Below are 25,618 nucleotides of genomic sequence, written 5' to 3'. Positions count from 1 at the left end.
TGCAAACCGGCTATGGCGGCGCGGTTCTTTCAAATTGTCGGTAACATCCTGATCCAGCGTGGAAATTTGCGCGCAAAAGTACCACTGCGAACTTCACTACCATGCGTCACACGCGAGAAGTTGGCGAAGTTCGCCATATTTAATGTTTAATTACAGTAACTTGAGTATGGCCGGAACCTCGTTCCTGCACGCAACCGAACGGCCCAAAACCAGATGACGGGAGCGCGAGGGCGGTGGCTATCGCATCTAACCCTTTCTAATCCCCTCAGAAACCCTCACCGAAACGGTGGTTCGTTGAAGGCGCGAAGTTTGCGGCTGTGCAGCCTTGGCCCCTCGGCGCGGAGCAGTTCGCAGGCGGTGGTGCCGATGGCGAGGTGCGATTCGATCGCTTCTTCGTAGAAGCGGTTGGCTTGACCGGGCAGCTTGATTTCGCCGTGGAGCGGCTTGTCCGACACGCACAGCAGCGTGCCGTAGGGAACGCGGAAGCGGTAGCCTTGCGCGGCAATGGTGGCCGATTCCATGTCGATGCCGACCGCGCGGCTGAGCGACAGGCGCCGCGCGGAGTGGGTGTAGCGCAGTTCCCAGTTGCGATCGTCGGTGGTGACGACGGTGCCGGTGCGCATCCGCAGTTTCAAGTCCGCCCCGCCCGCACCGCTGACGATTTCGGCCGCGCGCTGGAGCGCGACCTGGACTTCGGCGATCGCGGGGATCGGGATTTCGGGCGGCAGCACCGGATCGAGCACGTGGTCGTCGCGCAAGTAGGCATGGGCGAGCACGTAATCGCCGATCGATTGCGTGGGGCGCAATCCGCCGCAATGGCCGATCATCAGCCAGGCTTCGGGGCGCAGGACGGCAAGGTGGTCGGTGATGGTTTTCGCGTTCGACGGGCCGACGCCGATGTTGACCAGCGTGATCCCGCTGCGGCCCGGCGCCATCAGGTGGTATGCGGGCATCTGGTGGCGGCGCCAGGCGCTTTCGGCCACCAGTGTGCGCGCCGACTGGACCGGTTGGTCGATGCGCAGGCCGCCGGCGCCCGATAGCCCGGTGTATCCATCCGAACCCAGCTTGCGGCCGGCCCATTCGACGAATTCGTCGACGTAGCGGTGGTAGTTGGTGAACAGGACGTAGCGCTGGAAATCCTCGGGCGGGGTGCCGGTGTAGTGCGCGAGGCGGGCCAGGCTGAAATCGGTGCGCAAGCCATCGAACAGCGACAGCGGGAAGGGGCCGTTGGTTTCGGTCAGGTCGAACCCGTCGGCCAGTTCATCGCCGATCATCGCCAGTTCGGTGGTGGGGAAATGCTGGGCAAGCTGCTGCGGGGTGACGCCGGCCATCGTGGCACCTTGGCTGCCATCGAGCACGTAGGCGAACGGGATTTCCTGGGTGGAGCGACGTACTTCGATGCGCACGCCGTAGTCCTGGCTGATCAGGCCGAGCTGCTCGCGCAAATAGTCGGCAAACAGGGCTGGGCGGGTGACGGTGCAAGCATATGTGCCGAAGTGATTGAGCCGGCCGAACGCGCGGCTGGCGGGCGAGTTCTGATCGGGCCCGGTGTGGTGGATCAGCAGTTCGGGATAGCAATAGCTGCCATCGTGGCGGCGCTGCTGCGGCGGGGGCGTGCCCTCGGTGGCGAACAGCGCGATGTCGGCGCGCAAGGTGCGGATTGCCGCGTCATGGACCTGGGTAAGGGCGGCGATGATGGCTTCGATGTCATTCATCGCGCGGGTCTAGCGGGCGGAGGCGACGGGTGCCATGCAAAAAGGGAGTTGGGTGCCGAGTGGGTTGGTGGGGTAATAGGATGCGATTGCGGCGGCGTTGGTGCAATCCAGCATGCGAAACGGCCACGCAGGAGACCTCATCATGAGCAAGGCCAAGTACAAGAGCGACGCCTTCGCCGCCATCCATGCCTCGGCCAGCGCGCTGCACAAGGTGGGCGCGGTCGACAAGGCGACCATGCGCGATTTCGATACGTCCTGCCTGACCGTGCCGCCCGCTTTCACCCCTGAGGCCATCCAGCACTTGGGCGAGGCGAACAACGTCAGCCAGCCGGTGTTCGCGCGCTATTTGAACACCAGCGAGTCCACGGTGGAGAAGTGGGAGACCGGGGCCAAGCGCCCCAGCGGCATGGCCTGCAAGCTGCTCGCCATCGTCCAGAAACACGGGCTGCAAGTGCTGGCTTGAAGGTGGGTTCGTGGTTCCGGGGGCGGGGGCTGGGGTTAAGTCAAGTGTCACCGCAATCCGAAGCGGGTGATGTCGGCGCGCAAGGTGCGAATGGCGGCGTCATGGACCTGGGTGAGGGCGGCGATGATGGCTTCGATGTCGTTCATCGCGCAGGTCTAGCGGGCGCGGGCGACGGGTGCCATGCAAAAAGGGCGTCATGTCTCGCGTGGGCCGTCAGAGTAAAAGGATGCAATTGTGGGGATGTTGGTGCAATTCGGGATACGAGGCTGCTGGCTGGGCGTCGGAGAATGGGTGGGAAGGGAAATGGGTATGCTGTCCCCCAAAATCGTGGAAAAAATCAAATCGTCTCGGTGGCTTAACCCGATTGGCTTGGTGGTTGGGGGCTTAGCGATATACGCGGTCACGCAACCTGTGCGTCCGTTGCAGCCGGTGATTGGGGCCCCAGCGTATATTTGGCCTAAGGAATGCCCGAGAGGCGATTATACTTCAAAGCCTGATGGGGCCATAATACGTTGTGTCTGCGCTGATGAAAAGTATCGCATTTTAGACTGGCCTCGACGGGGGTTGCCCCAGGGAGCCAAGGGTGAGAGATATTATAGAATAGGGAATGATGCGGTCAGATTATCGGTCCCTTTTTTTGGGCTCAGTGCAGAACAATGCTGGATTAGAGGTGGGGTTTCTAATTTTTACCGCTAGATATTATGTGGGAATACCATATGTGTTTAGGTCGCGCTGGAACGTTACTTAAGCCCCATGAACACGGGGGGAAGCATCCCTATTCCGGGACAGCAGGGTGTCGCCGGGGCTGATGAGGGCGGGCTCCTTTCCTACATAGCCAAAATATGGCTTATCCTTGACGATGACGCCCCGCCACCAGTCTAGCCATTCGGCGCCTTGTCCGATTGCTCGGACCGGGGCCGAGGCGAGGATTGCTCCACAATGGAAGATCACGCTCAAGCAGCGGCTGCGCGGTGGCTTGGCACTGCTGCGTTATGCGGCGATAGCGTTGATTGAGATACCCGCAACTCCGCACAAATCCGGGATTTTTACGTCTCTCGCAAAGCCCCGCCTCGCGCGGCCGAGCCCCGACCCGGCTCCCACTGAATACACGCACAAAAACCGCGTTCAGCGTCAACCTGCCCTCCGAAACGACGAAGGGCGCCCGTTGCCGGGCGCCCTTCGCGTTAGCCTATCCCGAAGGAATGGCGGAGATGAAACCCCATCAGGCTTCGGTTTCGGCGTTGTCTTCCAGCACGTCGGCCGGGATTTCGCCCGGTTCGGCGTTGGGATCGAAGGCTTCGGTAAAGCCGCCGGTGTCGGCTTCGAACATCGCCGACATCACGTCGACGCCCTGCGCCTGCAATGCGGCTTCGTCGGGCGAACGCGCGACGTTGACCTTGACCATCACGGCCACTTCGGGGTGGAGCGAGACCTTGACGTCGAACACGCCGATCGTCTTGATCGGGCGTTCGAGCACGACCATCGACTTGTCGACCTTGGCGCCATCGGCCTTCAATGCGTCGACGATGTCGCGCACCGAGACCGAGCCGTAAAGCTGGCCCGAGTTGGACGAGGCGCGGATCAGCACCACTTCTTTGCCTTCGACGCCGGTGGCGTCGACGGTGGCGTGGTCACGGCGCGCCGCGTTGTCGGATTCGATCCGCGCGCGGTTGGCTTCGAACACCTTGCGGTTGGCGGAATTGGCGCGAAGCGCCTTCTTGTTGGGCAGCAGGAAGTTGCGCGCGTAGCCATCCTTGACGGTAACTTCGTCGCCGATGGTGCCCAGCTTCTCGATGCGCTCGAGCAGGATGATCTGCATGATTGGCGCTCCTTACTTCACGATGAAGGGCAGGAGGCCGATGTTCCGGGCGCGCTTGATCGCCTGGCCCAGCTCACGCTGCTTCTTGCCCGAAACCGCGGTGATGCGGCTTGGCACGATCTTGCCACGTTCGGACATGAAACCCTGAAGCAGGCGCACGTCCTTGTAGTCGATCTTGGGTGCATTCTTGCCCGAGAACGGGCACGACTTGCGGCGGCGGAAAAATGGACGAGCCATCGTTTATTCTCCCTCGCGTTCGCGGCGACGCGTGCGTTCACGGTCGTTCTTGCGCATCATCACCGACGGGCCGGTCTCGTGCTCGTCGACCTTCACCGTCATGTAACGGATCACGTCTTCGTTGATCGAGGTCTGGCGTTCCAGCTCGGCGACGACATTGGTCGGGCCGTCGATGTTCAGCAGCACGAAGTGCGCCTTGCGGTTCTTGGCGATCTTGTAAGCCAGCGAACGCAGGCCCCACGATTCGGTCTTGGTGATTTTGCCACCCATCGATTCAACGATTTCGGTGGCGCCGGCGGCAAGCGTATCAACTTGCGCCTGGCTGAGATCCTGGCGCGCCAGGAACACGTGCTCGTAAAGCGGCACGGGCCTATCCTTTCAATTGCATGCCGATCGCGAGCTGGTCCGCACGATTGCGGGGCCCCTCCGGCCTTCTTCGATTCCCGGCTCCAAGGAGCGGGGAAGCGGTGGCCCATAGTCTATCGCGTGCGGAAAGCAAGGAAGGATGCGGGTTGGCTAGGTATCGAGCCGGAAATGGAACATCCGGCTCGGGCCGTCCTGCGGCACGAGATACAGCTCGCGGCCGTCGAGCATCATGCCTTCGGCGGTGTAGGTCTTGATCTTGCCCAGGAATTTCGTGGGCCGCATCGCGCCGGAGTGCAGCGACCGGGTGACGGTCATGCTCGGCCAGTCGATCCAGTCGATCGACCCGCCGTGCTTGCCGAGTTGGCCACCTGCCACGAGTTGGCCATCGACCAGCTTCATGTCCTGGAACCTGGTGAGCGAAGGGTTGGCCACCTTGCGGACAGGCGCGCCATCGGCTCCGCTTCTGGCAAGGTCGAACACGTAGAATTGCCGGCTGTCCCAATTGCCCGCGATCAGCGTGGTGGGCGATGCGGCAACGCAGCCGAGGTGATCGGCGACAGCGATGCGGCGCCAGATTTGCAGCGTGTCCGCATCGATTTCGTTGAGCACTGCCGAACTGTTGCGCTTCATTTCGGAAACCGGAACCCAGATCGATCGGCCCGAAATCGAGATGCCGCCGGGGTGGTAACGTGCGCCGTCGGTCAGTTCCAATCGGCGCAGAAACCGGCCGCTCACCCGCTCGAATTCGTGCAGATAACCCTTATGGTTCCTTTTATCGACCGATGTAACCCAGATGTGATCGCCTTCGACCACCACGCCCTGCACGTGGAACAACTGGCCATCGAGCCGCAGCGCACCCATGAGTTGGGCGTGTTCGATCGCCGGGGTTTTTCCATGCTGCGCTTTGCCATGGGGGATGGCGGCGCCCGCCGCAGCAGGCACCATGGCCATCATCGTTGCCGCGCCAAGCGCGCAGCCTACCGTTTTGCGAATCAATCGATTTCCCCCCCCGGGATAACCAGGGACGGGGCTAACATCGCCGGACCGCCTGTCAAAGACATTACGCTGGCCCCGCTCACCGATCGGTCGTGCGAAACCGGGGGCGGGGCGCAAAAAAAGGGGCGGGCAGCGTGTGCTGCCCGCCCGGTTCAGGGAGGGATGGGGTCTGTTCAGAACTTGACGATGGCTTCCAAACCGAACGTGCGCGGCGCGTTGTAGTTGCCGTAATCGCCCAGCACGTTGCCGATCGGGCCGTTGGTCAGGCTCGACGTCGGTGCGCCGGGCAAGCTGTTGGAGGGGTCCTGGCGGAAGATGTGCTGTTCGTTGAACATGTTGCGCGCCCACACCGCCACGGTCAGCTTCTGCGCGCCTTCGCTCAGCTTGATGTCGGCCAGCGCGAGCCGGCCGTTGACGATGAACGATGATCCGGCTTTGGTCGGGAACTGGTCGAAGGCCTGCGTGGCCTGCGAATAGTTGGCATCTAGGTGCAGCTTGATGGCTGTGCCCGAAGCCATGACCGGCACTGTGTAGTCCAGCGATCCGCTCGCCGCATTGCGCGGGGTGAACGGGATGAAGAACTGCTGGTTCACAGTAGAGGTCACGCCACCGACTGTGAAGCTGACCGGAACCAGCGGGATCTTCGTGTAAGTGTAGGCATACGATGCGTTCAGCGTCAGGCCTTCGAGCGGGTTGACCGTCAGGTCCGCCTCGATCCCGCGGATCTTGGTGATGCCGGGCGAGTTGATCGCGCGCAGCACGTTGACCGCGCTGGCCACGCCGGTGGTGGCGTTGGTGGCGAAGGTGATGAAGCTCAAGTCTTCCTGGCTGTTCTTGCGGTCCATGATGTAGGCCGCCATGTTGAACCGGGCCTTGTGATCGAAGAAATCGGCCTTGAGACCCACTTCGTACGACTTGATGTCTTCGGGCAGGAACGACAGGTAGTTCGGCGTGCGCGAACTGGCGCCACCGGCGCGATAGCCGGTCGCGTACTTGGCATAGACGTGCACGTCGTTGCTCACGTCGTACGCGACCGTCGCCATCGGGTTGAAGCGGTTCGATTCGATGTTGAGCGGGTTGTAGCCGTTCGCCGCAAGCTGAGCCGGGGTGGCGGTGTCGTAGTTCAGGTTGTTGAAGTAGTGCAGCACGCCCTTCTTCTTGTCCTTGGTGTAGCGCGCGCCGACGGTGATGTGGAGCTGCTCGGTCGCGCTCCAGGTGACCTGGCCGAATGCGGCATAGCTTTTCGAGCGCACTTCCGAGGCGCGGTCGATCGAACAGCCGTTGACTGCCATGCCGACGAAGGCGGGGGTGCTAGCGGTGCAGAACGGGATCGAGACGTAGTTCGCGCCGGTTACAGCACCCGCGCCGTTGAGCACGGCCACTGCGCCCACCGAGCTTGGCGTTGCAGCGGTGTCGCTGACGTGCTCGTTGAAATAGTACAGGCCGGCAACGTAATCGAAGTGCCCGATCGAGCCGACTGCCTGCAATTCCTGGCTGAACTGGCGCTGGCGCAAGTCGGCCAGGCTGTAGCGGCTGAACGCGCAAGGCGCGGCGGCGGTGCAGGCCGCGGTCAGGTTGACCAGCGGCGGACGGTGCGCGCCGCCGCTGTTGTCGAACTGCTGCACGTCCACACCGCGCCATGCGGTGATCGAACGCAGTTCGATTTCGGGGGCGATCTTCCACTTGAGCGAGTTGGTGAAGCCATGCGTCTTGTCGACGCTGGGCTGCTGCGGCACGCCGATATCGGCTACCGTCGCGCGGCCACCGCCGACGACCACGCCCGGGAGCAGCGGCTTGACACCGCCGGTGGCAACGCCGCCGGTCAGGGCGGTGTAGTTGACGCTGGGCAGCACGCAAGCGGGCGCAGCGGTGACCGGGCCGTTGGTGCAGTTGTTGGGGTTGTAGTTGATCAACTGGCTGTAGAACGCGGTGTTCTTGTCCTTGGCCACGTCATACGAGAAATCGTTGGTAATGGTATCGGTCGGCTGCCAGCGGGCGGCGATGCGCAGGCCCTGGCGGTCGTAGTAGTTGAAGCCGGTCGAACCGGGTAGCGGGTCGACCACCGTGGGGTTCTGCTTTTGCAGCACGCCATCGAACTTCAGGCTGATGTTGTAGAATTTGGGCAAGTCGATGTGCGCTTCGCCGGAGTGCGAGCCGTAGTTGCCCACGCCGCCGCTGATGCGCCCGCCGAATTCGCCCGAAGGCATCTTCGAGACGAGGCTGAGCGCGCCGCCTTCGGTGTTGCGCCCGAACAGCGTGCCTTGCGGGCCCTTGAGCACTTCGATCCGCGCCACGTCGAACAGCGCGGCGTTAAGCCCGTGCTGGCGGCCGAGATAGACGCCGTCGATATAGATGCCGACGCCTTGTTCGCGCGCGGGCTGGTTGGCGTCGAGCGGCACGATGCCGCGGATGCCGATCGTCAGCGCCGACTGGCGCGCTTCGAACGTGGCCACGCGAAGGCTGGGGACGCCGCCGTCGGCAAGGTCGTACAGGCTTTCGACGTGGCGATCGGCGATCATCGTCGCGCTGACCACGTTAATCGCGATCGGCGTGCGCTGAAGGTTGGTTTCACGCTTGGTGGCCGTAACGACGATTTCACCGAGCCCTGGGCCGGCATCGGCCTGGGTTGCTTCGGCTGTCGCATCGGGGGCGGCTGCATCGGCTGCGGCGGGTTGCGCCTGATCGGCGGCGAAGGCGGGCGATGCGATGGCGATGGCCATGCTCGAAGCCGCAGTGATGGAGAGGAATTTCCGCATGTCTGGTCCCTGTCGTGGTTGTCTGGTTCTGCTGCGGGGCACCGGCGTTGAGCTCGGTCGATCCCGTCTTGGGCAGGCCATTAGGTACGGCAGGTTGCAGCGTAAGGTCGGTTTCTGGACCGAATTAAGCCCCGATTGAGACAAAAGTGACTGAACTGTGCGCGGTCATCGCGGTGTCATATTTGGCTCACAGGGGAGGGAATCGGCGCGCGCATCGCACCGCATTCGTGGGGCTGATTCTCAGAAGCGGAACTGGCCGTAAAGGCCGAATTCATCGTAAGTGCCCCGGCCCGCGCAGACGATTGCGGCCGAGGCCGAACAGCCGATCACGCCCGAAGCAAGGTCGCTGGTCGACAGCGCGCCACCCTTTGCCTGGTCACGCTTATATACCAGCGCCAGGTCGACGATCTTGGCAGGGCTCCATTGCAGGCCCACGTTGAAATAGTCCTCCTTGAAACCGGGGTGCAGATCCTTGCTCGGCTTGAGGCTTTCGTACTTGCCGAACACGCTCCACTGCTTGAACGGGTTGATCGAGGCGAAAGTCGAATAGCCCTCGGCCGCATCCTCCAGCGCCGATTGCGCGATTGGCGCGGTTGAATTGAAGGCCTTGTCCTTGGCGTAGAGGTATTCGACACCCAGCGTGAAGGGCATCTGGCCAGCCTTGCCCTGGTAGGCGGCCAGCGTGTCGAAGCGGTTGTAAGTGCGCAGCAGTGCCGGTGCACCCGCCGCTGCGACAAGGTTTTTGCCGAGTTTGCCGGTGTAGCCGCCCACGGCAAGATTGAAGCCATGATACTTCGCCGAAATCCGGCCTTCGAAGTCGATTGCGCGGCTGAAGTGCGGATCGCGATAGCCCGCGCCGTCGACCGCCGAGAGCTGGTAGCTGACCACGCTGCCCGCCAGATCGCCCGAAACATGCGCGCCCCAGTCGGATGATGTGCCGAACTTTGTCCGATCGATCAGCGTGCTTTCGATGTGGCGGTAGCCGTAGATGCTTTCTGCATAAGGGATCCACGGCAGGTCGGCCGCGCCCAGCCTGATCACGAGTTCGGGGCGGATCCTGGCCTGGAGGTAAGCCTTCTTGATGAAGAACCCGCGACCGGCGGTGCCGCCGCTGGTGGTGGCGACGGGGCTGTCGGCGTCCATCACCAGGCTGGCCGAGAACACATCGTCGAACTTGTGATCGATGCCCAGATACAGCCGCTTGATCGCAAAGCCGCCGCCGTTGTCGGTATTGCCGGTCTTGATGCCATTGACCGCGTGCGTGACGTGGCTGGCGTTGAAATACATGCGGCCGCTGATGCCGGTCTGGGCAAGTGCCTTGAGCGCGGCGGGCAGCGGTGGGTTCGAAGCCTTGTCATTGGCGGCCTTGGCCTGCACCAGCGCGGTATCGGCTTTGGCCGACGCGGCGGCGGTATCGGCCTGCACCGATGCAAGCTGGGTCTGGACCTGCGAACCGGTGGCCTGCGCATCGACCTTGGCCGCCAAAGCGTTGAGCTGGGCCTGCAACAGCGCGATCTGCTGCTGCGCGGCGCGCAACTGGGTGGACAGGCTCGGTTCGCTTGCTGCCTGAGCTGCCGACGGTTTCGTGTGGGGCGTGGGGCGGGCCAGGGCAATGCCCGGCGCAACGAGCGCAGAGGTAAGCATTGCGAGCGCGACGGTGTTACGAATCGGCATATCTGGAGACCCTTGGACCAGTCCGTCCATCTGGCAAAGCGCGCGCTATGGCGGTGTTATTACCAAAATACGACACACTTTGACGATATCAGGTCATAATTTTGTCACGGACTAGCGGCGGCGGACAAGCGGTGGTCTAGAGAGCCAGTCCTTCAGCCAGCAACCCGGATGCCCAGCCATCAGACAGATCGCCGCCTTGCCGTATCGTTTCGAGGGCGCATCTCCCGACGCCCAAGTCCGGCTGATGCTGGTGACGTCGCGCGAATCGAAGCGGTGGGTCATTCCCAAGGGAAATCCGAGTGCTTCGTTGCTGCCGCATGTCGCCGCCGCGCGCGAGGCCGAGGAAGAAGCCGGGGTGGCCGGCGCGGTCTGCCCCACTCCGCTCGGCAGCTTCCGCTATCGCAAACGCCGCGGCAACGGCGCCTCGCTCATGGTCGATGTGGATGTGTTTCCGCTGGCGGTCACGCGCGAATTGCCGGTCTGGAAGGAACAGCACCAGCGCGAACGGCGCTGGTTCACGCTTGAAGAAGCGGCAAAAGCAGTGGATGAGCCCGATCTCAGCGACCTTATCCGGTCATTTGCTGCGTCCGAATTCAAGGCAGCGGCCCGACGCACCGGCGTCCTGGGCGTCGTTGCGCAACACACGTGGATTGGTTCGATGTTCGCCTGGTTTCAACGCCTGCTGCCCCAGACGGGCAACTTCTTCGAGATGTTCGAAGCCCATGCCGCCACCGTGCTCGCTGCGTCCGACGCGATGGCGCGCCTGCTCGATGAAGGGTCGGCGAGCGGGGATCACATCCGCGAGATCAACGAACGCGAGAACGACGCCGACGAGATCACCCGGCGCGTGCTGCAAACCGTGCGCAAGACCTTCCTTACGCCGTTCGATCGCGGCGCCATTACCAGCCTGATCGGCGCGATGGACGATACCGTCGACGAAATGCAGGCCGCCGCCAACGCGATCGACCTTTACGAGGTCAAGACGTTCGCCCCCGAAATGCGCGACATGGCCGCGATCATCGTCGACGCCGCGCGTGTGATGGCCGAGGCCGTGCCATTGCTGCGCGACGTGGGCCGCAACGGCACGCGGCTCCACGAATTGACCGAGCGGCTGGTGCGGATGGAATCGCATGCCGATGAAATCCACGCGATCGGCCTCAAGCGCACGCTGCGCGACAATGGCGCCACCGACACCTTGCGCTTCGTGGTCGAGCGCGAGGTTTACAAGCATCTCGAACGCATCGTCGACGCCTTCGAAGATGCAGCCAACGAAATCGACGGCATCGTCATCGATCATTCCTGACGGGGCCCAGGGACATGCACCAGCTTGCCTTCCCGCTGCTCGTCGGGCTGATCGCCATCGCGCTGGCGTTCGATTACCTCAATGGCCTGCACGATGCCGCCAACTCGATCGCCACGGTGGTCGCCACCCGGCTGCTCACGCCGGTGCAGGCTGTCGCTTTTGCGGCAGTGTTCAACTTCGCCGCCTATTTCCTGACCGTTGCCTTTCCCGGCCTTCAGGCGGTTGCCACCACGATCGGCAAGGGGCTGATCGACAAGGACCTGGTTACACCCGGCGTGGTGTTCAGCGCGCTGATCGGGGCGAGCTTCTGGAACGTGGTCACCTGGCTCAAGGGCATTCCATCGTCGAGCAGCCATGCGCTGGTGGGCGGGTTGATCGGATCGGGCGTAGCGCACGCCGGCGTTTCGAGCATCCAGTGGGCCGGGCTCAACAAGACGCTCATCGCGATCGTGCTTTCGCCCACGATCGGCATGATGCTGGCGATGCTGGTGATGCTGGTCAGCAGTTGGGCGCTGCACCGTGCTTCTGCGCACGACGCCGAAGTGCGGTTCCGCGCGCTGCATCTGGTTTCGTCGGCGGCCTATTCGCTCAGCCACGGGCTCAACGATGCGCAGAAGACGATGGGGATCATCACCGTGCTGCTGTACTCCACCGGGCGGCTGACCGGGCCGTTCGAAGTGCCGCACTGGGTGGCGATCAGTTGCTACGTCGCGATTGCGCTCGGCACGATGACCGGGGGGTGGCGGATCATCGAGACGATGGGCGGGCGGATCACCAAGCTGTCGCAGCACCAGGGTTTCAGCGCCTCGCTGGCGGGTTCGATCGTGCTGTTCGGCGCTTCGGCGCTGGGCGTGCCGGTATCGACCACGCACACGATCACCGGCGCGATCATCGGCGCAGGTGCCGCGCGGCGGGCATCGGCGGTGCGGTGGGGCGTGGCGCGCGGAGTGGTGATTGCCTGGATCATCACGATCCCTGCTTCGGCAGCGGTAGGCGCGCTGTGTTATGGTGTGACCACGCTGTTCTGACCAACTGCGACCCCATCACGCGACGTCCGCGTGGTGTCACACCAGCGTCACGATTTTGGCATATTCGCCTCGGCCTATGGTCAGGGTTTCACGACATACGGCAGCGCGTCGATGACGGATCGCGTTTGCGTCCTCGTTGCAGGCATTGCGGACGATGTTGTAGCCGGCTTGCAGGCGCAGCGTCTCGAATGGACCGTGGTATCGCTCGACGCCGAGCCCGGTGATTTTCCTCCTACCTTCGCATCACGGCATGGACGCGTGTTCGCGCTGGTTGGCTGGCTGTTGCCGAGCATGTCGGGCCTCGAAATGTGCCGTCGGCTGCGCGATCGCACCGAGACTGCTGGCGCGCACATCACGCTGGTGCTCGATCCCGACGACCAGTCGGCCCGCCACCGCGCGCTCGCGGCAGGCGCCGACGATTACATGCTGGCGCCGCTAGATGTTGCAAAGGCGATCGCGCGGATCGACGATCTGTCACGCTCGCGGCAAGGTGCGCAAACGGTGCGGCGATCTGCCGACATGCTGGTCCATCGCGGGCTGGAGGTCGATCCGGCAGCGTTCATGGTGCGCCACGCCGATCGCGCGGTGCGGTTGCGGCGCAACGAATTCGATATCCTGATGCACTTCATGCGGCGGCCCAACCAGGTCCTGTCGCGCCAGGCGCTGGTCGATCAGATCGGCAAGGGCGGGATGATTGGCGAACGCACCGTCGATCGCCGCATCGCGCGGCTGCGCAAGACACTGGAAGACCACGCAATCGAAGACCCGATCCGCACGGTCTATGGCGTGGGCTACGTGTTCGACACGGTTGAATAACGCTACGGTTGAGCGATGACTGCGCATGAGGATTCGCGCGACAGCTTGAAGTCGTTCCACAATAATCGGTTCCCCAGCAGCATGTCCGAATGGTAAACTCGCGCGCCGACTCCAGTACCGCGCGCGTGGGAGACCATCGATGGCCCGACCGAACGATCCCGCATGGAAGGCGATCCGCCACGTTTTCGTGCTGATGCTCGAAAATCGTTCGTTCGATCATATGCTCGGACATTCGGGCCTGTTCGGGATCGACGTGGCGACGCCTTCGCAAGCCAATCTCGGGCCCGATGGCGCTCCCATTGCGTTTCACCCGGGCGCTGCAGATCCGATGCCCACCGACCCGCGCCACGAATTCCCAGACGTGGTGGAACAATTGTGCGGCAAAGGCGCGATCTATCCGTCCGGGGGCGGTGCTTACCCGCCGATTCACAATGCGGGTTTCGCGGCCAATTACGCCAGGACCTTCCCGGCCACCCCCGCTGCGGGCAACGAGATGGTCAGGCCGATCATGGCCGCGATCGACACCAAAACGGCAACGCCAGCGCTATGGAATCTGGCGCGCGAATTCGTGGTTTGCGACCGCTGGTTTTCGTCGCTTCCGGGGCCGACATTCCCCAATCGCTTCTTCGTGCACGGGGCATCATCGTGCGGGCTGGAGCATTCGCCCTCGAACCTCGATCTGGCCAAGTGGGAACTGTTCGCGGGTTTTCGCTATCCGCGCGGATCGATTTACGATGCGTTGGGGCCGGGCAAATGGCGGCTCTACCAGGACGATACCGGGCCCATCGAGGGGCGCATTCCCCAGGTTGCGGCGATCAAGGGCGTGCATTTCAACGATGTCCACGATCTTGGCCGCTTTGCCAGCGATCTTGCGGGCGATTACCCCGCGGCTTACACCTTCATCGAGCCGTCGTATGGCGCGATGGTCAGCGGCCATTATCGCAACGGTACATCGCAGCATCCGATGGACACGCTGGCGGGCGGCGATCGGCTGATCGCGCAAGTCTATAATGCGTTGCGCGCTTCTCGGCTGTGGGAAGAAAGCCTGCTGATCGTGACTTACGACGAGCATGGCGGGTTTTACGATCACGTTGCGCCCGATGCCGTGGTGCCGCCGGGCGACAGCGCGGATCATGACCTTAACCGCAGCGGGTTCGATTTCGCGCGGTTGGGCGTGCGCGTGCCGGCGGTGCTGGTCAGCCCGCGGCTGCTGCGCGGCGGGGTCGATCACGCGATGCACGATCATTCCTCGGTGGTGGCGACGCTGGGCAAGCTGTGCGGATTTCCGCCTCTGACCCAGCGCGACGCGCAGGCGCATTCGGTGCTGGAACTGGTGCTGTCGTCCGTGCGGCGCGATTGCCCGCAGTCGATTTCCAGCGTGCCGGGGCCGCTTGCGATGACGGCTGACGCGATGGCGGCCGATGCGTTGGCGAGCAATCCTGCGCATGATGCACTGCCGGTAGAAGACGGCAGCACCTTGCAGGGATTTCTCTACGTGGTGCGCAAGGCCCAGGCGGAATCGCGCAATCCGGCGCAAAAGGCCATGCTGGCGGCGCAGTTGCCGATCGCAGCGGAAAGCTGGTTTCACGCTCCGCGGTCACGCGGCGAGGCGCGCGCCTATGTCAATGCTGCGCTGCCTGCACTCCTTGAAGAACGCGCAGCCCGGCAGGCCTGATCAGGCAGCGTGGCGGATGGGCGGCGATGCCGGTGTACCTTCGCGGCGCGCGTGCAGGATCACCAGTTCGCGGAACACTTCGCTGCACAACGGTTTTTCGAATTCCAGCCCGGCGCTATGCGCATCGCACCACGCCACGAATGCGGTCTTGGGCTTGAGCCCGGGCAGGCTGAGCGAAACCGATTCGTCGATCTGCATCCGCCCCAGTCCTTCCACCCGCGCGCCGTGAGTGGTCATGTCTTTCAGGAACACCGTGCTGCGTTGCACCCCCTTGCGCAACCGCACCATCATCTCGATCGCCATGCGATCGTGGCGGCGGGCTTGCGGCCCGGTAGCAGGAGATGTTTCGTTGTTCGTTTCGGTGAACATCATGGCCTCCGGGTTCTCCATAAACCTGTGAACTCAGAACGGCAGGGCGCGCAGAAATTATAGTGGCAGGCGCGCAATAATGACTCTTTCGTGCGAAGGCGAAAGCGTCAGCCCAGTTTCGCCAGCACATCCCTGGCAAAGGCCGACAGCGTATCGTCGCGCGCGCCCATGATCACGATGCGGTCGCCGGGGCGGGCGAGTTCGATCATGCGGGTGGCGCAGTCTTCGCGCGCGGCGACATATTCGGCAGTGGGACCATCCGACCCTGCGGCCAACCGCACCAGTTCCACAATGCGCGCGCTGCCTTGCGTGCGGTCGACGGTGCCGCCGAAATAGACCGGATCGCACAGGATCACGTGGTCCTCCGCGCCCAGCCTGGTGCCAAACACTTCAGCGAGTTCGGCGCCCATCTGGCGCAAGGGGCCGTAGCCGTGCGGCTGGAAGAACGCGATCACGCGGCCCGGATGGGCCTTCATCGTGGCGAGCGTGGCGGCGACTTTCTCGGGGTTGTGGCCGAAATCATCGATCACCGTGACGCCGCCGGGGCTGGTGCCGACAATGTCGAAGCGCCGCGCCAGGCCTTTGAACGTGGCGAGGTGGCGCACGCCTTCAGCCACCGGCACCCCCGCCGCCGCCGCACCCGCGATCGCGGCGAGCGCGTTGGCGAGGTTATGGCGGCCGGGCACGGCCAGCGTCAGCTTGTGGCGGCTATCGTCACGGGCATCGCGCAGCGCGGCGGTGAGCGTGGTCGGGTGCTCGACAATCGAATTGGGGAGGACGTGCAGGTCTGCGTCCTGCCGCGCGATGCCGAAGCTGATCGTCGCCTTGGCGTGGTGGGCGAGCGCGGCGGTTTCGTTGTCATCGAGGTTCAGCGCGCAAACGTCTGCGCGGGCGAGAAAATCGCCGAACAGTTGGCGCAATTCCTCCAGGCTCTTGTGATCGAGGCTGACGTTGTTGAGCACCGCCACCGTGGGTCGATAAAGCGCGATCGAACCATCGCTTTCATCGACCTCGCTGACGAACAAGGCGCCAGACCCTACGCGTGCGCTGGCGAACAGCGCTGATGGCGTGCGGAAATTCTTCATCACCGCGCCGTTCATGATCGTGGGATCGCGCCCCGCCTCGGCCATGATCCAGCCGAGCATCCCGGTAACGGTCGACTTGCCGCTGGTGCCGCCCACGCCGATCCGTTCTGGGGCGGCGTTGAACAGCGCGGCCAGCAGTTCGGCACGGCTCATGCGCCGGCACCCGAGTTCCTTCGCGCGGACCATCTCGGGCACGGTGTCCTCGACCGCCGCCGATGCGACCAGCACTTGATCTGCGCTGTCGATCCCGCTGCCATCCTGCGGGTGGAGTGCGAAACCCTGATTTTCCAGCCAGGCGAACTTCTCGGGCGTGCGTCCCTGGTCGCGGCTGCGGTCCGATCCGGCAACTTCGGCGCCCAGCCCGCGCAGGATCAGCGCGAGCGGCAGCATCCCCGATCCGCCGATACCGCAGAAGAACCAGCGATGCGCGGCAAGGGTGGCGGGGTCGATGGTCGCGTGGTGGGTCATGGGGTGCGTCGGTATGCGGGCGACAGGCGCAAGACAAGGTCGTCGTTTCCGTCCCGCGCGAAACAAGTTAGGGCAGGGCGATGACCCGCATCGCCATCTGCGCGCCTTCAGCCCCCCTCGCACGCGATGCAGCCGGGCGCGTGGCGGCGCTGGCGCGCGAATTTCCCATGCTCGACCTTGTGTTCCACGACCAGTGCTTTGCCGAAGCCGGGCACTTTGCCGGGAGCGATGCTGTTCGGCTGGCGGCGCTGCTCGAATGCGCGAACGATCCGTCGTTCGATGCGGTGTGGTTCGCGCGCGGCGGCTATGGCGCGGTGCGGATCGCGGCCGACGCGGTCGCGGGGATGGGGCAGGCGGCGCACGACAAGACTTTCCTGGGCTATTCTGACGGCGGCGCGCTGCTTGGCGCGCTCTATCGGGCGGGGATCGGCCACCCGGTCCACGGGCCGATCCCCGGCGACATACGCCGTGTGGGTGGCGAAACGGCGTTGCTGCGCGCGCTCGATTACCTCGCAGGCGGGCGAGGGGGGCTGGAACCGTCACTTGGCCAGGATTCGGGGGACCGCCCCACCGTCGCCTTCAACCTGATGACGCTGGCGATGCTGGCCGGTACGCCGTTGATGCCCGATCTGGCGGGCCACGTGGTGATGATCGAGGAGGTGAGCGAGCATCTCTACGCGGTCGACCGGCTGCTGTTTCATGTCACCGCGCATCTCGGCACCGTCGGGATTGCCGGGTTGCGGTTGGGGCGGGTGAGCGATGTGCCCGAGAATGACCGGCCGTTCGGCAGCGAACCCGAGGCGATGGTGCAGGACTGGTGCGCCCGGACGGCGATCGACTACCTCGGCCGGGCAGACATCGGGCATGACTCAGACAACCGCATTGTTCCGTTCGGGCTTGCGTCGGCGCCGGCTGGGCCATAATCGCGCCACCCACAGGAGAGGTCATCATGCGCGCATTCGTTTTCCCGGGGCAGGGCAGCCAGAAGGTCGGCATGGGCGTCGATCTCGCCGCCGCCAGCGCAGTCGCGCGTGCGGTGTTCGAGGAAGTCGACGATGCGCTGGGGCAGAAGCTGTCGGCGTTGATGAAGGATGGGCCCGAGGAAGACCTCATGCTCACCGCCAACGCCCAGCCCGCGATCATGGCCAACGCCATCGCGCATCTGCGCGTGCTGGAGCTGGAAGGCGGCATTGCGCTGGCCGACAAGGCGAGTTTTGTCGCGGGGCACTCGCTGGGTGAGTATACCGCGTTGTGCGCGGCGGGGGCGTTTTCGCTGGCCGACACCGCGCGGCTGCTGCGGCTTCGCGGAACGGCGATGCAGGCGGCGGTTCCCGTCGGAGTGGGCGCGATGGCGGCGCTGCTCGGCGCGGATATCGAGAAGGCCAAGGCTTTGGCCGAAGCCGCCGCCGAAGGTCAGGTTTGCACCGTTGCGAACGACAACGATCCCACGCAAGTGGTGATCTCGGGCCACCGCGAGGCGATCGAGCGCGCGATTGCCTTGGTCAAAGAACACGGCATCAAGCGCGGCGTGCTGCTGCCGGTCTCCGCGCCGTTCCACTGTTCGCTGATGCAGCCCGCCGCCGATGCGATGGCCGAAGCATTGGGCCAGACCCCACCGGGCGCGTTGCGTGTGCCGCTGTTCGCCAACGTCACCGCCGCGATCGCCAGCGAACCCGTCGACGTGCAACGCCTGCTGGTCGAACAGGTCACCGGCCGCGTCCGCTGGCGCGAATCAGCACTGGCGATGCAGGCGGCGGGCGTGGAACAGTTCGTCGAATTCGGCGGCAAGGTGCTCGGCCCGATGCTGTCGCGCACGATAAGCGACGTGTCGGTCACCAGCGTGACAAGCATGGCCGATATCGAAGCGCTTGTGAAAAGCATCTAGCTTCAACTTTGTCCGTTCGTCCTGAGCTTGTCGAAGGACTGCCTTTCTTTTCAACGTCGCAAGAAGAACAGTCCTTCGAAAAGCTCAGGATGAACGGGCTTAAAGCCGCCCGCCCAATGACAAGGATCAAGCCCATGGAACACCGCATGTTCGACCTTACCGGCATGACCGCGCTCGTCACCGGCGCCGCCGGCGGCATTGGTTCGGCGATCGCGCGCTCGCTGGCGGCGCAGGGCGCACGGCTGGCGCTCTCGGGCTCGAACGCATCCAAGCTGCGCGCCTTTCGCGAGGAACTGAACGAAACGCGCCACCCCGACATGGAGCGCGAGGACCACGTCGAAATCACTTGCGACTTGTCGAACAAGGAACAAGTTGAACACCTGATCCCCGCCACGCTCGACAGCCTGGGCAAGCTTGATATCTTGGTCAACAACGCCGGCATCACGCGCGACAACCTGGCGATGCGGATGAAGGATGAGGAATGGGACGCGGTGATCCGCGTGAACCTGGAGGCCGCGTTCCGGCTGATGCGCGCTTCGGCGCGGCCGATGATGAAGGCGCGCTTCGGGCGGATCATCACGATCACCTCGGTGGTGGGCGCAACGGGCAACCCCGGCCAGATGAATTACGCCGCGGCCAAGGCGGGCCTCGTCGGCATGTCGAAAAGCCTGGGCCAGGAATTGGCCAGCCGTGGCATCACCGTCAACTGCGTGGCTCCGGGCTTCATCCGCACCGCGATGACGCAAGGGCTGCCCGATGCGCAGAAAGACGCGCTCAACGCCCGCATCCCGATGGGCCGGATGGGCGAGGGCGAGGACATCGGCGCAGCGGTGGCGTACCTGGCCTCGAAGGAAGCGGGCTACATCACCGGCCAGACGCTGCACGTGAACGGCGGCATGGCGATGATCTCGTAACGCACGCCAAACTGCCGCCGAGCCGCGCTTTTATCCCCAGAATCAGGCTCCGCCGTGGCGAATCGCCTTGCCCGGCGCGGGCCTCACGTTAAGGAATGTGGTCCGCATTTGCTGTGCGCGCGGCCGATTCTTGCTTGCGCGCCGGGGCCTGATTTCAGGCCCCACAGGGGGACGTGAGACGACATGAAGGCCACGATCGAACGCGCGACACTGCTCAAGTGTCTGTCCCACGTGCAGTCGGTGGTCGAACGCCGCAATACGATCCCGATCCTCTCGAACGTACTGATCGAGGCGCTGGCCGGCGGCACCGTGCGGCTGATGGCGACCGATCTGGATTTGCAGATCATCGAATCGATGAGCGCGGTTTCGGTTGATTCGCCCGGCGCGATCACGGTTTCGGCGCACCTGCTGTTCGATATCGCGCGCAAGCTGCCCGACGGCAGCCAGGTCAGCCTGGAGACCGCGGACAACCGCATGACCGTGAAGGCCGGGCGCAGCCGCTTCCAGTTGCCCACGCTGCCGCGCGACGATTTCCCGGTGATCGTCGAAGGCGATTTGCCCACCAGCTTCGAAATTCCCGCGCGCGTGCTCGCCGAACTGATCGACCGCACGCGGTTCGCGATCTCGACCGAGGAAACGCGCTACTACCTCAACGGCATCTTCTTCCACGTTTCCGACGATGCCGGCGGCGGTGGGCCGCTGCTCAAGGCCGCCGCCACCGACGGGCACCGGCTGGCACGCTATACGATCGCGCGCCCCGATGGCGCCGAAGCGATGCCCGATGTGATCATTCCGCGCAAATGCATCGCCGAAATCCGCAAGCTGCTGGAGGATGTGCTGGACACCAAAGTGCTGATCGACTTGTCGGCCAGCAAGGTGCGCTTCACGCTGGGTGGCGAAAACGGCGTGGTGCTGACCAGCAAGCTGATCGACGGCACTTTCCCCGATTACAGCCGCGTGATCCCGACCGGCAACGACAAGCTGCTCAAGATCGATCCGCGCGCCTTTTTCGAGGGCGTTGACCGCGTCGCCACCATCGCCACCGAAAAGACCCGCGCGGTCAAGATGGCGCTCGAACCCGATCGCGTGACGCTCTCGGTCACCAGCCCCGACAACGGCACCGCCGCCGAAGAAGTGCCGGCGGATTATGCCTCGGAAGGCTTCGAGATCGGCTTCAACGCCAACTACCTCAAGGACATCCTCAGCCAGATCGAGGGCGACACGGTCGAACTGCACCTGGCCGATGCGGGTGCGCCGACGCTGATCCGCCAGAACGAAAAGGCGGCGGCGTTGTATGTGCTGATGCCGATGCGGGTGTGACCCTGCGCTTGTTTCCGGTAAGGAAAACCCTTACAATCATGCCATGATCGTTGGACGCATCACGGCTAAGGCACAAACCACGATTCCGCGCGCGGTGCGATTGGCGTTGGGGCTTGCGCCGGGTGATGACGTGGCATGGGAAATTGACGGCAATCAGGTGGTGATGACCCGCGTCCATCCAGCGGCCGATGCATTTGTTGGCAATTTCGATACGTTTGCCGAATGGTCGAGCGACGCCGATTGCGCAGCGTTCGACCATCGCTGACACGCCGTTCAAACCGGGTGATGTGGTGTGGGTGCCGTTCCCGTTCGTGGAAGTCCAGCGCCTGCGCGAGCGGCCGGCGCTGGTAATTGCGGAGCTTGCGCCAGCACCGCGAATCCGCCTGCTCTGGGTACTCATGATCACCAGCGCCGCCAACAAGGGCTGGCACGGCGATGTGTCGCTCGAACAGCGTTTCGAGGAGTGCGGGTTGCCGGTGCCATGCGTCGTCCGGACTGCCAAGATCACCACGGTCGAGGCCGGTCGCGCACAAAAGCGCGGTGCGCTGCCCCCGGAATTGTGGGCCGAAGTGCAAGGCAGGCTGGCAACGGCCCTGTCATGATTGGCTGCTGAATAGGGGTTTGAGCGCTATCCCGGCAGCGCCGCCACCACCGCATCGATCAACGTCTGCCGCGCCTGTGACTTGCTCTGGCTGACCGCGCTGGGCCACGCGCCCGAAGTCACGATCACCAGCCGCCGCTTGGGGTCGATGTGGATCATCTGGCCGAAAATGCCGATGGCGTTGTAGGCGCCCGAATCCTCGGGCCACCACTGGTAGCCGTATCCGCGCCCCGGTTCGCCGATATCGGCATGCTTGCGCGTGGCATCGGCGATCCAGCCTTTCGGCAAGGCCGCATTGCCGCCGGTGCGCATGTATTCGCCGATGCGGCCGTAATCGCGCAAGGACACCGAGATGCAGCAGCCGCCGGGTTCCTGGCCCTTGCTGTCGGTCATCCACACCGCGTCCTGCTCCATGCCCCAGGGGCGCCAGATTTTCTCCGACAGATACTCGGACAGCGACTTGTGCGTGGCGGCGGTGACCAGCGCGCCGACCAGGTTGGTTTCACCCGTCTTGTAAAGCCATTTCGTGCCCGGTGCAGCCTCGCGCGGCAGCGTGCGCATGTAAGCGACCGTCGGGTCCATGCCCGGCACTTCGGGTTGCGAGAAGAACCGCGCCACGTCGGACTTCGGGTCGGTGTAATCCTCGTTCCAGGCCACGCCCGAAGTCATCGTCAGCACCTGGCGCACGGTCACGCCATCGTAGGCGCTGCCCTTCAATCCGGGCAGGTAATTGGTCACCGCATCGTCGAGGCTGCGAATCGCGCCGTCCTTGATCGCGGCGCCTACCAGCGTGGAGGTCAGGCTCTTGGCCACCGAAAAACTGGTCCAGCGGCCGCGCGGGCCGTAGCCGAACGCGTACTTTTCCAGCCGGATGCGACCGTCCTCGATCACCAGCACGCCCGCAAATTTCTCGGCCGCCATGAAACGATCGATCGGCATCGACTTGCCTTCGACCATCACGCTCAACGCCATCGGCTTGCCGGGCGGCAGCGGATGGACACGGTTCCCGCGCCGCACCGTGTGGAACTGGAACTGCCGCTCCATGTGGGCGAAACCGTCAAGCTTCTGCGCCTCGTTCCAGAACAGCACGCGCGAGGCCTGCTGGGCAGAAGCCAGCGCGGCCGGCTGGCTTGCCGGCTTGGCTGCCACGGGCAGCGGCGCCATCAGCGCCAGAGCCAGGACTGCGCGCACGATGCTCATGCTTTGCCCCATTTCCACAACCTCAGATATCCACCACGATCTTGCCGAAGTGGGCGCCGCTGGCCTGATGCCGGAACGCGTCGGCCAGATCCGCCAGCGCGAAGTGGCTGTCGATCACCGGCTTGATGCCGTTGGCCTCGATGCCCGCGATCATCGCCAGTTGCTGCGCCCTGCTGCCCACCGTCAGCCCCTGCACGCGCAGGTTCTTGCCCATCAGCATCACCGTCGAAACCGGCCCGGCATAGCCCGCCAGCACGCCGATCAAGGCGATGTGGCCACCCACGCGGGTGGCGACCATCGACTGGTCGAGCGTGCCCGCGCCGCCGATCTCGACGACCGTGTCCACGCCCGCGCCACCAGTCAATTCGAGCGCCTTGGCGCCCCAGGCGGGTGTTTCCTTGTAGTTGATCAGGTGATCGGCACCCATCGTCTTCAGCCGTTCGAGCTTGGCGTCGCTTGATGATGTCGCGATCACGCGCGCGCCCGCCGCCTTGGCGAATTGCAGCGCAAAGATCGAAACGCCACCGCTGCCCTGGATCAGCACGGTTGATCCCGGCTTGCAATTGCCATCGACGAACAGCGCGCGCCAGGCGGTTAGGCCGGCGCAAGTCAGCGTCGCTGACTCGGCCGCGCTGTAGCCGGCAGGCGCGTGGGTGAACCAGTTTTGGGGCACAACCACCGCGCTGCGGGCATAGCCGTCGATGCCGTCACCTGGCACCGTTGTGAAAGCGGTGGCGGGCGGGTGGCCGTCGTTCCAGTCGGTAAAGAAGGTCGAAACGACGAGATCGCCCGCCTTGAATTGCGTGACGCCTTCGCCCACTGCCTCGACCGTGCCCGCGCCGTCGGACATCGGAATGCGGCCATCGGGGCTGGGGATCATGCCCATCACCACCGCATAATCGTGGTAATTGAGCGAACTGGCCGCGAGGCTGATACGGATCTGCCCCGGCCCCGGCGCTCCCGGATCGGCCAGCGCGTCGAGCCAGAGCGAATCGAGCCCGCCCGGCTTTTTCAGCCGGATTGCGCTAAGCGTCATATTCAATTCCTTATTCGGCGGCTTCGAGCATTTCGGCGCGCTGGGGTCCACGTATCAGCCCGCCTGGGGTCGCCCCGGTCCAGGCGCCGTTTTCGAACGTGACCACGCCGCCCTTGATCGTGGCGATGTAGCCTTCGGCCTTTTGCAGCAGCCGCTTGCCGCCCGCAGGCAAGTCGAACGCCAGCCACGGTTTGCCTAGCGCAATCGCATCCATGTCGATCACGTTGAGATCGGCCAGGTAGCCCGGTGCGATCACGCCGCGATCGTCGAGCCCGTAAAGCCGTGCAGTATCGTGGCACTGGCGTTTCACCGCGTTTTCGAGGGTGATGCGCCCGCCGGGCTTGCCGCTTCCATCCGAATTTTTGGCGCGCTTGCGGTCGCGCACCCAGTGCTGGAGCATGAAGGTGGGGCTGGCGGCATCGCAGATCGTGCCGCAATGCGCGCCGCCGTCGGACAGCGAGTTGACCGTATCGTCGGCCAGTTGCAGTGGTTCGAGGAAATCGAGGTTGCCGTCCGAATAGTTGAGGATCGGCAGATAGACCATGCCGGTGCCATCTTCGGCCATCATCAGATCGTAGGCGTAGGCGTCGGGGCTGACTCCCTTGGCCTCGGCGCGCGCGGCGATGCTGGCGTCGGCACCTGGTTCGTAATCGAAATCGGGGTCCATTTCGAACTGGTGCGTCCAAACTTCGCCGATCATGCGCAACAAATGGACGATGTCGCTTTCGGGATAGATGTTGGCTTCGGCCAGCATCGCGGCACGGAACGCGGGATCGCTCAGTTTCGCGAGTTGTTCTTCCCAAGGCAGCTCGGCAATCGCCATGAATGACGGGCGGAAACGGAACGGGTGGACGGTGCCGCGCCAGCCCATGATGATGCCGTTGCCGCGCAGCGCGATCTGCGCGACGATGTTGGCACCGGCGGCGTTTTCCTTGCGCATTTCGCTGATCTGTTCGTCGAGCGGCAGCTCCTTGGCGATCGACTGCAGCGCGGCGAAGGTCACCGGCAGCCCGGTTTCGCGGCTGAGCGCGCCCATCCAGCCGAATTCGTTCCATTCGCGCTTCATGTCGCTGGCCATTTCGAACACGCCGTGGCCGACGCGGCCCATCGCGCGGCCGATGCGGATCAACTCGTCCGCCGTGGCGGTGGTGCCCGGAACCACTTCGCCGTCGATCGACTTGTGGATCACCGTGCGGCTGGTTGAAAAGCCCAGCGCACCCGCACGCAAACCGTCCTCGACGATCGCCGACATCGCATCGATATCGGCATCATAATGCCCTCTTCAATCAGCTCAATCGCCTCTTCGCGCGTGGCTTGGCCACGAATGCCGCGATCTTCCACCTCTTTATAGTGAATCTTGCGCGCTTCTTCGGCAAATTGGCTGCCCACGTCTTCAGACGTTGCATCCACATGCTTGCGAAAATCGCGTATCACTTGCATCATCTCGGTCATGCGCGGATCAGTGGGGCCAGAGTGAAGGGCAACAGATTCGGACTTCCGATTAGACTTTGCTGGTATGCCCGGTGCCATCAATTGCTTTTCAATTTTCACCGAGCCACATCGCGCACATTCAACTAACCCGCGCTTTTGCTGTTCGTCAAAGGCATCACTTGAAGCAAACCAACCATCAAATTCATGCCCTTTGTCGCATTGAAGATCATAGCGGATCATAAAGCGTTGACTTCTTTCAAGGTGAATTCACGCGCATGCACTAAATTAGGAATCTTGGCGCGCGCTGCTGCGGATTGATCAGGATCAATCTCAAACACTTTAAACTCAGGATCAGTGCCCGCTTCACAAATCACTTCGCCCCATGGGCTGATGACTTTGCTGTGGCCAAAGGTTTCGCGGCCTGAATCATGCTTGCCGCCTTGGGCAGCTGCAATCACAAA

The 25,618-nt window shown here is 63.8% G+C and carries 25 protein-coding genes and 1 pseudogene; 12 read left to right on the top strand and 14 right to left on the bottom strand.

Annotation, left to right across the window (positions count from 1 at the left end):
- Positions 1 to 275: 275 nt before the first annotated feature.
- Positions 276 to 1,715 carry an AMP nucleosidase gene (locus Q0R16_RS16570; protein WP_295638646.1) on the bottom strand — a complete coding sequence of 480 codons (1,440 nt, stop codon included), beginning with the start codon at positions 1,713 to 1,715 and terminating at the stop codon, positions 276 to 278.
- Positions 1,716 to 1,857: 142 nt separating this feature from the next.
- Here Q0R16_RS16570 and Q0R16_RS16565 point away from each other — a divergent pair, with 142 nt between their 5' ends.
- The gene (locus tag Q0R16_RS16565) at positions 1,858 to 2,178 is read left to right on the top strand and encodes a DNA-binding transcriptional regulator (RefSeq protein ID WP_295638644.1); all 321 of its coding nucleotides are present in this window, start codon (positions 1,858 to 1,860) and stop codon (positions 2,176 to 2,178) included.
- 240 nt (positions 2,179 to 2,418) lie between these two features.
- On the top strand, positions 2,419 to 2,874 hold the full coding sequence (locus Q0R16_RS19615; protein WP_366857882.1) for an RcnB family protein: 456 nt from the start codon (positions 2,419 to 2,421) through the stop codon (positions 2,872 to 2,874).
- 526 nt (positions 2,875 to 3,400) lie between these two features.
- Here the strand turns inward: Q0R16_RS19615 and rplI are convergent.
- The 6 genes from rplI to Q0R16_RS16535 form a co-directional block, all read right to left on the bottom strand.
- A complete protein-coding gene (gene rplI, locus Q0R16_RS16560; RefSeq protein WP_295638641.1) occupies positions 3,401 to 3,997 on the bottom strand; it encodes a 50S ribosomal protein L9 in 597 nt (198 codons plus the stop codon).
- A 12-nt stretch (positions 3,998 to 4,009) separates the two neighbouring features.
- Positions 4,010 to 4,234 carry a 30S ribosomal protein S18 gene (gene rpsR, locus Q0R16_RS16555; RefSeq protein WP_295638638.1) on the bottom strand — a complete coding sequence of 75 codons (225 nt, stop codon included), beginning with the start codon at positions 4,232 to 4,234 and terminating at the stop codon, positions 4,010 to 4,012.
- 3 nt (positions 4,235 to 4,237) lie between these two features.
- Positions 4,238 to 4,600, bottom strand: a complete 363-nt coding sequence (gene rpsF, locus Q0R16_RS16550) for a 30S ribosomal protein S6 (RefSeq protein WP_295638635.1) — start codon at positions 4,598 to 4,600, stop codon at positions 4,238 to 4,240.
- A 150-nt stretch (positions 4,601 to 4,750) separates the two neighbouring features.
- Positions 4,751 to 5,596 carry a DUF6454 family protein gene (locus Q0R16_RS16545; RefSeq protein WP_295638631.1) on the bottom strand — a complete coding sequence of 282 codons (846 nt, stop codon included), beginning with the start codon at positions 5,594 to 5,596 and terminating at the stop codon, positions 4,751 to 4,753.
- Between the two features lie 173 nt (positions 5,597 to 5,769).
- Positions 5,770 to 8,316, bottom strand: coding sequence for a TonB-dependent receptor (locus Q0R16_RS16540; protein WP_295638629.1), 2,547 nt, complete (start codon positions 8,314 to 8,316; stop codon positions 5,770 to 5,772).
- A 276-nt stretch (positions 8,317 to 8,592) separates the two neighbouring features.
- A complete protein-coding gene (locus Q0R16_RS16535; RefSeq protein ID WP_295638626.1) occupies positions 8,593 to 10,026 on the bottom strand; it encodes a hypothetical protein in 1,434 nt (477 codons plus the stop codon).
- Positions 10,027 to 10,267: 241 nt separating this feature from the next.
- On the opposite strand from Q0R16_RS16535, the gene Q0R16_RS16530 reads away from it, so the two are divergent.
- From Q0R16_RS16530 to Q0R16_RS16515, 4 genes are all read left to right on the top strand, one after another.
- Positions 10,268 to 11,329, top strand: coding sequence for a DUF47 family protein (locus Q0R16_RS16530; RefSeq protein ID WP_295638651.1), 1,062 nt, complete (start codon positions 10,268 to 10,270; stop codon positions 11,327 to 11,329).
- Positions 11,330 to 11,343: 14 nt separating this feature from the next.
- Positions 11,344 to 12,357: an inorganic phosphate transporter gene (locus tag Q0R16_RS16525; protein WP_295638623.1), complete on the top strand. Its 1,014-nt coding sequence runs from the start codon at positions 11,344 to 11,346 to the stop codon at positions 12,355 to 12,357.
- Positions 12,358 to 12,468: 111 nt separating this feature from the next.
- Positions 12,469 to 13,173, top strand: coding sequence for a response regulator transcription factor (locus Q0R16_RS16520; protein WP_295638621.1), 705 nt, complete (start codon positions 12,469 to 12,471; stop codon positions 13,171 to 13,173).
- A gap of 139 nt (positions 13,174 to 13,312) precedes the next feature.
- Entirely contained in the window at positions 13,313 to 14,848 is a 1,536-nt protein-coding gene (locus Q0R16_RS16515; protein ID WP_295638619.1) for an alkaline phosphatase family protein, read from the top strand.
- Here the strand turns inward: Q0R16_RS16515 and Q0R16_RS16510 are convergent, their stop codons facing one another.
- Positions 14,849 to 15,217 (bottom strand): PilZ domain-containing protein, encoded by a 369-nt coding sequence (locus Q0R16_RS16510; RefSeq protein WP_295638615.1) that lies wholly within the window; start codon positions 15,215 to 15,217, stop codon positions 14,849 to 14,851.
- Between the two features lie 107 nt (positions 15,218 to 15,324).
- Positions 15,325 to 16,770 (bottom strand): Mur ligase family protein, encoded by a 1,446-nt coding sequence (locus Q0R16_RS16505; RefSeq protein WP_295638612.1) that lies wholly within the window; start codon positions 16,768 to 16,770, stop codon positions 15,325 to 15,327.
- Between the two features lie 80 nt (positions 16,771 to 16,850).
- Between Q0R16_RS16505 and Q0R16_RS16500 the strand changes: the two genes are divergently transcribed.
- The 6 genes from Q0R16_RS16500 to Q0R16_RS16475 all read left to right on the top strand — a co-directional run bounded on the left by Q0R16_RS16500 (position 16,851) and on the right by Q0R16_RS16475 (position 21,491).
- Positions 16,851 to 17,693 carry an LD-carboxypeptidase gene (locus Q0R16_RS16500; RefSeq protein WP_295638609.1) on the top strand — a complete coding sequence of 281 codons (843 nt, stop codon included), beginning with the start codon at positions 16,851 to 16,853 and terminating at the stop codon, positions 17,691 to 17,693.
- A gap of 26 nt (positions 17,694 to 17,719) precedes the next feature.
- Entirely contained in the window at positions 17,720 to 18,655 is a 936-nt protein-coding gene (gene fabD, locus Q0R16_RS16495) for an ACP S-malonyltransferase (protein WP_295638607.1), read from the top strand.
- 146 nt (positions 18,656 to 18,801) lie between these two features.
- The gene (gene fabG / locus Q0R16_RS16490; RefSeq protein ID WP_295638649.1) at positions 18,802 to 19,569 is read left to right on the top strand and encodes a 3-oxoacyl-[acyl-carrier-protein] reductase; all 768 of its coding nucleotides are present in this window, start codon (positions 18,802 to 18,804) and stop codon (positions 19,567 to 19,569) included.
- A 183-nt stretch (positions 19,570 to 19,752) separates the two neighbouring features.
- Positions 19,753 to 20,889, top strand: a complete 1,137-nt coding sequence (gene dnaN, locus Q0R16_RS16485) for a DNA polymerase III subunit beta (RefSeq protein WP_295638604.1) — start codon at positions 19,753 to 19,755, stop codon at positions 20,887 to 20,889.
- Between the two features lie 43 nt (positions 20,890 to 20,932).
- The gene (locus Q0R16_RS16480) at positions 20,933 to 21,154 is read left to right on the top strand and encodes a type II toxin-antitoxin system PrlF family antitoxin (protein ID WP_295638601.1); all 222 of its coding nucleotides are present in this window, start codon (positions 20,933 to 20,935) and stop codon (positions 21,152 to 21,154) included.
- Entirely contained in the window at positions 21,078 to 21,491 is a 414-nt protein-coding gene (locus Q0R16_RS16475; RefSeq protein WP_295638598.1) for a type II toxin-antitoxin system PemK/MazF family toxin, read from the top strand. The genes Q0R16_RS16480 and Q0R16_RS16475 overlap by 77 nt, the downstream gene beginning before the upstream one ends.
- A 26-nt stretch (positions 21,492 to 21,517) precedes the next feature.
- Here the strand turns inward: Q0R16_RS16475 and Q0R16_RS16470 are convergent, their stop codons facing one another.
- The 5 genes and pseudogenes from Q0R16_RS16470 to Q0R16_RS16450 all read right to left on the bottom strand — a co-directional run.
- Positions 21,518 to 22,690 carry a serine hydrolase domain-containing protein gene (locus Q0R16_RS16470; protein WP_295638595.1) on the bottom strand — a complete coding sequence of 391 codons (1,173 nt, stop codon included), beginning with the start codon at positions 22,688 to 22,690 and terminating at the stop codon, positions 21,518 to 21,520.
- Between the two features lie 22 nt (positions 22,691 to 22,712).
- The gene (locus Q0R16_RS16465; RefSeq protein ID WP_295638592.1) at positions 22,713 to 23,726 is read right to left on the bottom strand and encodes an NAD(P)-dependent alcohol dehydrogenase; all 1,014 of its coding nucleotides are present in this window, start codon (positions 23,724 to 23,726) and stop codon (positions 22,713 to 22,715) included.
- Positions 23,727 to 23,736: 10 nt separating this feature from the next.
- Positions 23,737 to 24,978: pseudogene (locus Q0R16_RS16460) on the bottom strand (amidohydrolase family protein); the annotation flags it as partial.
- Positions 24,912 to 25,397 carry a DUF1178 family protein gene (locus Q0R16_RS16455; protein WP_295638589.1) on the bottom strand — a complete coding sequence of 162 codons (486 nt, stop codon included), beginning with the start codon at positions 25,395 to 25,397 and terminating at the stop codon, positions 24,912 to 24,914. The pseudogene Q0R16_RS16460 and the gene Q0R16_RS16455, both read right to left, overlap by 67 nt.
- The coding region (locus Q0R16_RS16450) for a nitrilase-related carbon-nitrogen hydrolase (RefSeq protein WP_295638586.1) at positions 25,394 to 25,618 on the bottom strand (225 nt) is incomplete at its 5' end. The genes Q0R16_RS16450 and Q0R16_RS16455, both read right to left, overlap by 4 nt.

It is taken from the genome of Novosphingobium sp. (assembly GCF_025351285.1).
Classification (GTDB): domain Bacteria; phylum Pseudomonadota; class Alphaproteobacteria; order Sphingomonadales; family Sphingomonadaceae; genus Novosphingobium.
Note: the sequence above shows the minus strand (reverse complement) of the source record. Positions and strands in the feature narration are given on the sequence as shown.

Coding starts and splice junctions, on each gene's coding strand:
- Q0R16_RS16570 (WP_295638646.1), bottom strand. CDS start 1,715: ATGAATGACATCGAAGCCATCATCGCCGCCCTTACCCAGGTCCATGAC.
- Q0R16_RS16565 (WP_295638644.1), top strand. CDS start 1,858: ATGAGCAAGGCCAAGTACAAGAGCGACGCCTTCGCCGCCATCCATGCC.
- Q0R16_RS19615 (WP_366857882.1), top strand. CDS start 2,419: ATGTTGGTGCAATTCGGGATACGAGGCTGCTGGCTGGGCGTCGGAGAA.
- rplI (WP_295638641.1), bottom strand. CDS start 3,997: ATGCAGATCATCCTGCTCGAGCGCATCGAGAAGCTGGGCACCATCGGC.
- rpsR (WP_295638638.1), bottom strand. CDS start 4,234: ATGGCTCGTCCATTTTTCCGCCGCCGCAAGTCGTGCCCGTTCTCGGGC.
- Q0R16_RS16540 (WP_295638629.1), bottom strand. CDS start 8,316: ATGGCCATCGCCATCGCATCGCCCGCCTTCGCCGCCGATCAGGCGCAA.
- Q0R16_RS16535 (WP_295638626.1), bottom strand. CDS start 10,026: ATGCCGATTCGTAACACCGTCGCGCTCGCAATGCTTACCTCTGCGCTC.
- Q0R16_RS16525 (WP_295638623.1), top strand. CDS start 11,344: ATGCACCAGCTTGCCTTCCCGCTGCTCGTCGGGCTGATCGCCATCGCG.
- Q0R16_RS16520 (WP_295638621.1), top strand. CDS start 12,469: ATGACGGATCGCGTTTGCGTCCTCGTTGCAGGCATTGCGGACGATGTT.
- Q0R16_RS16515 (WP_295638619.1), top strand. CDS start 13,313: ATGGCCCGACCGAACGATCCCGCATGGAAGGCGATCCGCCACGTTTTC.
- Q0R16_RS16510 (WP_295638615.1), bottom strand. CDS start 15,217: ATGTTCACCGAAACGAACAACGAAACATCTCCTGCTACCGGGCCGCAA.
- Q0R16_RS16505 (WP_295638612.1), bottom strand. CDS start 16,770: ATGACCCACCACGCGACCATCGACCCCGCCACCCTTGCCGCGCATCGC.
- Q0R16_RS16500 (WP_295638609.1), top strand. CDS start 16,851: ATGACCCGCATCGCCATCTGCGCGCCTTCAGCCCCCCTCGCACGCGAT.
- fabD (WP_295638607.1), top strand. CDS start 17,720: ATGCGCGCATTCGTTTTCCCGGGGCAGGGCAGCCAGAAGGTCGGCATG.
- fabG (WP_295638649.1), top strand. CDS start 18,802: ATGTTCGACCTTACCGGCATGACCGCGCTCGTCACCGGCGCCGCCGGC.
- dnaN (WP_295638604.1), top strand. CDS start 19,753: ATGAAGGCCACGATCGAACGCGCGACACTGCTCAAGTGTCTGTCCCAC.
- Q0R16_RS16480 (WP_295638601.1), top strand. CDS start 20,933: ATGATCGTTGGACGCATCACGGCTAAGGCACAAACCACGATTCCGCGC.
- Q0R16_RS16475 (WP_295638598.1), top strand. CDS start 21,078: ATGCATTTGTTGGCAATTTCGATACGTTTGCCGAATGGTCGAGCGACG.
- Q0R16_RS16470 (WP_295638595.1), bottom strand. CDS start 22,690: ATGAGCATCGTGCGCGCAGTCCTGGCTCTGGCGCTGATGGCGCCGCTG.
- Q0R16_RS16465 (WP_295638592.1), bottom strand. CDS start 23,726: ATGACGCTTAGCGCAATCCGGCTGAAAAAGCCGGGCGGGCTCGATTCG.
- Q0R16_RS16455 (WP_295638589.1), bottom strand. CDS start 25,397: ATGATCCGCTATGATCTTCAATGCGACAAAGGGCATGAATTTGATGGT.